7 protein-coding genes and 1 pseudogene are annotated in these 5,869 nt (G+C 69.1%); 4 read left to right on the top strand and 4 right to left on the bottom strand.

Annotated features, from left to right (window positions below):
- Positions 1-114 precede the first annotated feature (114 nt).
- Positions 115-309, top strand: a pseudogene (locus tag VF468_05380) (hypothetical protein).
- Between the two features lie 13 nt (positions 310-322).
- On the opposite strand, the gene VF468_05375 reads toward VF468_05380, so the two are convergent.
- Positions 323-1,294 carry a hypothetical protein gene (locus VF468_05375; GenBank protein ID HEX5877743.1) on the bottom strand — a complete coding sequence of 324 codons (972 nt, stop codon included), beginning with the start codon at positions 1,292-1,294 and terminating at the stop codon, positions 323-325.
- A gap of 281 nt (positions 1,295-1,575) precedes the next feature.
- Between VF468_05375 and VF468_05370 the strand changes: the two genes are divergently transcribed.
- Complete coding sequence (locus VF468_05370; GenBank protein HEX5877742.1) at positions 1,576-1,869, top strand: GYD domain-containing protein; 294 nt, start codon at positions 1,576-1,578, stop codon at positions 1,867-1,869.
- Positions 1,870-2,004: 135 nt separating this feature from the next.
- On the opposite strand, the gene VF468_05365 is transcribed toward VF468_05370, so the two are convergent.
- The gene (locus VF468_05365; GenBank protein HEX5877741.1) at positions 2,005-2,487 is read right to left on the bottom strand and encodes a hypothetical protein; all 483 of its coding nucleotides are present in this window, start codon (positions 2,485-2,487) and stop codon (positions 2,005-2,007) included.
- A gap of 303 nt (positions 2,488-2,790) precedes the next feature.
- Between VF468_05365 and VF468_05360 the strand changes: the two genes are divergently transcribed.
- Together VF468_05360 and VF468_05355 are read left to right on the top strand one after the other, a co-directional pair.
- Positions 2,791-3,069 carry a hypothetical protein gene (locus VF468_05360; GenBank protein HEX5877740.1) on the top strand — a complete coding sequence of 93 codons (279 nt, stop codon included), beginning with the start codon at positions 2,791-2,793 and terminating at the stop codon, positions 3,067-3,069.
- Positions 3,070-3,135: 66 nt separating this feature from the next.
- Entirely contained in the window at positions 3,136-3,933 is a 798-nt protein-coding gene (locus VF468_05355; protein ID HEX5877739.1) for a sigma-70 family RNA polymerase sigma factor, read from the top strand.
- A 152-nt stretch (positions 3,934-4,085) separates the two neighbouring features.
- Here VF468_05355 and VF468_05350 read toward each other — a convergent pair whose 3' ends face one another.
- Complete coding sequence (locus VF468_05350; protein HEX5877738.1) at positions 4,086-4,916, bottom strand: alpha/beta hydrolase; 831 nt, start codon at positions 4,914-4,916, stop codon at positions 4,086-4,088.
- A 137-nt stretch (positions 4,917-5,053) separates the two neighbouring features.
- On the bottom strand, positions 5,054-5,812 hold the full coding sequence (locus VF468_05345) for a Rho termination factor N-terminal domain-containing protein (GenBank protein HEX5877737.1): 759 nt from the start codon (positions 5,810-5,812) through the stop codon (positions 5,054-5,056).
- Positions 5,813-5,869 lie beyond the last annotated feature (57 nt).

The following is a 5,869-nucleotide window of genomic DNA, read 5'->3' as shown; positions in this document are numbered from 1 at the left end:
GCGGGCCATGACCGCGGCCAGCCTGTTGGAGCGGGCCGGCCGCCGAGATCTGCAGGTCGTGGTCGGCGGGGTCGACGACTGGCAGCGGGCCACCGGCCAGGCCCTGGCCCGCTCGTGACCCAGCCGGCCCCGGTCCACCCCGAGAGCCTGCGGCTGGGGGTGCGAGCCAACCTGGCCCAGTTCTCCCTTCTCGTCGGGGTCAACGCCCTGGTCGGCGGCATGGTCGGCCAGGAACGCAGCCTGCTCTCGCTGCTCGGGCCTCCCGTACCTCTATTGATCATCTGGGCACCCACCTGGACCTGGATCGTGGAGGTGGTCCTGCTCACCGGTCGACCACGATCACCTCGTACTGGTCGGCGGTGGGCGGGATGCCGGTGTCGAACTTGGCGTTGACCACCGCCAGGCGACTGCCGAAGAGGGCCGCGGTGGCTGGCACCTGGAACAGCTCGCTGGTGATCACCTCCTCCACCACCCCAGAGCTGAGGTCCGCGGCCAGCCGGATCCTGGTCACCTGGTTGGTGTTCTGCACCGCCCACAGCCGCCGGCCCTGGAGCACGATGCCGTCGACCTGGGGCACGCTGACCCCGGCGATGGTCGCGCTGGCACCGGTCCTTGGATCGACCGTGTAGAGCTGGCCGTTGGCCGAGTGGGCCACGATCAGGGTCTTGCCGTTGGCGGTGGCCTGGATGCCGTTGAGGTTGAACGCCCCGCTGGTGTCGGCCGCCGGGCCGCTGAGGGCCAGCGTCCCGAACGTCTGCCCCGGGACCCCGGCTCGGCTGACCGGCACGAAGTACAGGAGGGCGTGTCGCGAATCGGTGAACCACGCGCCGCGGCGGGTGACGGCCACGTCATTGATGACCGTGGTGGGTGTGGCGGGCGGCGGGGCGGATGGAGCGGCGAACTGGTAGGTGGCCACGGTGGCACCCGTGCGGAGGTCGTACACATAGCCCTGACCGGTGAAGCCACCGGCCACAAACAGCAGGTCGTGGGCCAGGTCGGCGGCCATGCCGACGGCCATGCGGCCGGCGGGGGCGTCGATGAACAGCTCGGCGGTGCCGCGCCGGATGCTGCCGCGGAAGATGTCGCCCCGGAAGAGATCGCCGGCATAGAAGGTGGTCCCACGACCGGCGGCGATGCCCTCGGCCGAGCTGGCACCTGGAAGCACGATAACCTCGGCGGGTCGGGACGCGACCGCCGGAGCGGCCACCACGGTCACCAGGGCCAGCAGCATGGGCAGCACCGCCGCCCGCCGGAGCCGGACCACGAGCGAACCACGGTTGGCAGTCCTAGACATGAGCATTCCCCCGTTCAGTGCTCAGGAACCAGACAGTCCGGATGGACGCCACCCAGGCAGCATCGCACAATCACCGCGACCGTGGATCAGGCCGTCATCCGCCCAGGCAGTTGGACTCCCACATCGCAGCACCCACTCCTTCTCAAGTTTGCCGATTGAGGAGCCCTCGACCCTTGACGGTCTGGTGCGGCAGACGTTGACTTGGCCGGGTCATTCCCGGCCAGCGAAGACAGGAGGCCTACCTCGGCGAGTTCCTTCCTGCACAGGAAAGGAGCCGGTCCATGCCTACCTTCGTCTCCCTCGTCAACTGGACCGACCAAGGCATCAAGAACTACCGCGACAGCGTCCGCCGAGCCGAAGACTACCGGGGCCTGGTCGAGAAGCACGGCGGCCAGGTTCGCCAGCTGGTCTGGACGCTTGGCGAATACGACGTCGTCGCCGTGACCGACTTCCCCGACGACGAGACGGCCACCGCCGTGGCGCTGCAGACCGGCGCCCTGGGCAACATCCGGACCACGACCATGAAGGCGTTCGACGCTGAGCAGATGAGCGCCATCATCCAGCGAACCGGCTAAGGCCACCGCAGGCAGCCCCCGACCCTGGGACCAAGGAGCTTCGCTGGAACTGGGATGGCCGGAGCCGGCTCGCCGACGGGAGGTCTCCGCGCTGGTACTCCACCGTCCCCAGGGTCGGACTGCCGGTGGAAGTCGCTACCCCCGTGCAATCCCTAGGGCACGGACCTCTGCTTGGCCGACGCTGAGGTCATCCGGCGACATGATCCTGCCCTCTTGGAAGTACCACGCCCTTTCCAAGGCGAAGGCTTGCGGGTCATGGAAGGACTTGATGGGTGTTCGAGTCGTATCCAGCGGGGCGCCGTCGAGTGTGAAGCTGATCGCCACCGGATCCAGGACGGCTCTGGCTTGCTGATGGTCGAAGGACGCGTCTCCGCCATCGATGAACGCGACGAGGATGACGTGCCAGTCTTCGGCGCAGAAGTGCCGGCCGTCCCATGGTGAGCCCTGGAAGGGCCGGATCGAGCCATGGCTGCCGAAGAAGTCCGCGGGTGATGCCTCGGCGGTCTCACCCTGCTTGCGCAGGACACTCGTCCGCCGGTGCCAAAGGCGTTGAGGACGGCTTGAGCGTCGCCACGCTTGATACGACGGGGCATGGTTCCTCCTCTGGTGGACCAGCACAGGCCTGGGGAAGCCCTACCTTCATGGACCGCCGCCAGCACCCATCAGCTCGCCGCCCCCAGGTCGCGATCCGGGACGGCCGGCTGCTCCCGCTTGACGTCCCGGTCCGCGGGGTGAGCCAGTGCTCGTTCACGCAAGCCGGTCTTGAGATGCTCGATGGGGCCGTCGGTGGAGTCGAGCAATAACTGCCTGGTAACCCGAGCCGGCGCGCCGCACTCGGGACAAGGGACTCCGTAAGCCACGGTGGTCCTCATCTCCTGTGGTTCGCGGCCCCAGCGCGGCCCAACTTGGTAGGTTGCGACCATGGCCGGCGCGTCGAACGAGGAGCTGATCGACTCGGCGCAGGCCGTCCTCAACCCCCGCCTGGTTGGTGATCGGCTGTTCGGGGACGTGGCAGCAACGCTGGTCACCGACAAGGGCAACCGGTACTCCGGGGTCAGCATCGACACGGGCTCGGGGACAGGGTCTGCGCCGAGCACAGCGCCATCGCCGCCATGGTCACCGCCGGCGCGTGCCCAGCTCTTGTCGAGCGCGGCATTGAGGCGACAAAGGTTTGCCAAGGATCGGCGCAGGGGAGACTGATCTTGCTTGGCTCATGTTGCCCGTCCACCTGGCCCTCGTGGACGACCAGTCGCCACGAGGTTTCCGGTGTCCGCTACCCTCTCCCCGTCCCCCAACCATGCGGTCGTTGACGTCCGCCCAGGCGACCTGGACGCCGCTACCGAGGTTGGTGGCTGGCTGCAGGAGTACGCCGTCAGCCGCGATCCTCAACTGCGCCAGCAGATCATCCTGGCCTACCTGGGCCTGGCCGACCGGCTCGCCAACCGTTACCGCACCAGCCGCGGGACGACGCCCGAGGATCTCCGCCAGACGGCCCGCGCCGGGCTCATCGCCGCCATCGACCGCTACGACCCCGGCCACGGCACCCCGTTCGTTCCCTTCGCCGTCGCGTGCGTGGTCGGCGAGCTCAAACGCTACCTACGTGACACCAGCTGGCGGCTGCATGTGCCGCGCCCGCTCAAGGAACGAGCGCTGCAACTGTGCAAAGCGGCCGACGGGCTGCACCAGCGCTTGGGCCGCGCACCCACCACCACCGAGCTGGCCGAGCAGTTGGAGATGGCCGAGGAGGAGGTCCTGGAGGGGTTGGCGGCCGCCTCCAGCCGCGTGGAGGTGTCGCTCGATCAGCCTGTCGGTGGCGACGGTGATGCTTGTCTCGGCGATCTGATGCTGACGCCAGGAGCCAGGGAGGAGCCAGAAGACCTGTTGGCACTACCCGGACTGCTGACCGCACTGCCGGAGCTGGAACGTGAGGTCATCCTCCTGCGGTTCTTCCAGGACCTGGACCAGTACGAAATCGCGGCCAGGGTCGGCTGCTCCCAGATGCACATCTCCCGGTTGCAGCGCCGTGCCCTGGCCCGGATGCGTGCCCACCTGGTGGAATCCTGACCTGACCTGTTTCACTCGGCCAAGTCCAGTGCTGGCAGGCCCGCACGAGGGTCCGCCTTGATGGCCGCCTCGTCGCGGAAGACGACGGGCTGGACGAGCACCAGTCCCTTGACACCGACCAGCAGTCGCCTGTCTGGTCGGGCTTGGCTGTCCTAGGCGAGCACCCGTGAATGAAGGAACGCCAGGAACAACTCGGCGAGGTGGTCGGCGGCGGCGTAGTTGGCGTTGTGGGGGCCCGGTACCACGGCCAGCTCACCGAGGGGGAGCAGCCGGGTCGCGGCCCGGGCCCAGGCCAGGGGCACGATGGGTTCCCGGCTGCCCCGGGTGACCAGCACCGGCACGCTGATCAGGGGGAGCTTGTGTTCGATCGGGTCGCGCAGGGCATGGGCCAGGGTCTCGACCACTCGGTGTGGGCCGGCGTCGCGGAGGTCGCGCACCAGGATGGGCAGCTGCAGCGGGTCCTCGAGGGCGGTGTCGCCCAGCCAGCGCAGGATCTGCCGGAAGGCGGTGCGCGCCGCCGGGTCCATGGTCGGGCCGACCAGGACCAGGCCACGGACCCGGTCGGGATACCGCACCGCCAGGTCAACGGCGACCTGACAGCCGAAGGAATTGCCAAGCACCACGATGGGTGGCAACCCGGCTGCCTCGAGCCAGTCGGCCAGGTGGTCGGCATGCTCGGCGACGTTCAGGACCCGGCCCGGGTCGCTGCTGAGCCCGAAGCCGGGGAGGTCGATCACGTGGACTGGGTGGTGGCCAGCCAGCTTGGCCGCGAGGGGCATCAGGTAGCGATGGGACACCGCGAGGCCGTGAACCAGGACCAGCGGCAGGGTGGCGCTGGGGCTGGGGAGCGAGGCGCGGTCATGGGTGTCTACTCCTCGAACGGTCCGCCAGCGGCTCTGGAATCCCCAGGCCGTCTCGGGGGCGCTGGTCGCTAGCCGATACCGGTCCAGGGCCGCTCGGAGAGCACCGGCGACTCCGGTCATCTCCTGATCGGTGATGGCGACCCCTCCGCGACGGTTGTCCATCTCGTGTTGTGCAGCGCAGCTGCGCACGCAGCGGCTGGCGGTAGCGTGGGGGCGCCAGGCCAGGGCTGTGTCGCGCAGCCGCGCCGCAACCTCTGCTACTTGGCGTGCTGGCGGAGGGCGGCGATCAGCTCGTCCTTGCTCATGGCCGAGCGGCCCTCGATGTCCAGCTCACGAGCGCGGTCGCGTAGCTCCTCGACACTGCGCTCGGCGAACGGGCGCCGGTCGATCGTGCTGCCCTGGGTTCGCGCCGTGGCCTTCTGCGCGTCGTCCTTGGGCTGCTTGGGCTGCCGCTGCTCGCGCAGGGCGACGATCAGCTCGTCCTTGCTCATCGCGGCACGGCCCTCGATGTCCAGCTCACGGGCACGGTCGCGCAGCTCCTCGACACTGCGCTCCTCGAAGCCGCGCCGGTCCGGCTTGGTCTCCTGCCTGTCGTTCTGCTTGGGGGCCTCGACCTTGGGGGCGGCCTTGGCGGCGGGCGGCGGCTCGGGGCGCTCGCGGGCGGGCTGGGGCTGCTCAGCCTCGACCTCGCGGAGCACGTCCTCGACACCACGCAGGCGCTCGCGGGCGCTGGATTCGACGGTCTCGACGATGGTGTCGACCTGGCGGTCGACCGCACCGATGAGGGTGAGCGCGAACTGGCGCTGGACGGCGAGGGTCTGCTCGGCGAGGTCGAAGGTGCGGTCCAGGGCGCCGGCGACGTCGATGCCGGCCACCGGCAGGGATAGGCGTCGGGTCAGCTGCTCGGTGATGTCGGTCCAGCTGCGGACCACGTCGATGAACGCCGTCTGGCTCTCGCGTACGGCGCTCAGGATGGGGGTCTGCGAGTCGTTGCCCCGCAGGGTCTTGGTCGGCACGGGTGGTTCCTCTCGTCATGACCAGCGGATGCTGGCTGTGCATAGTTTAGTTGGCAT

The sequence above is a fragment of the Actinomycetota bacterium genome, from assembly GCA_036280995.1.
GTDB lineage: Bacteria > Actinomycetota > CALGFH01 > CALGFH01 > CALGFH01 > CALGFH01.
Note: the sequence above shows the minus strand (reverse complement) of the source record. Positions and strands in the feature narration are given on the sequence as shown.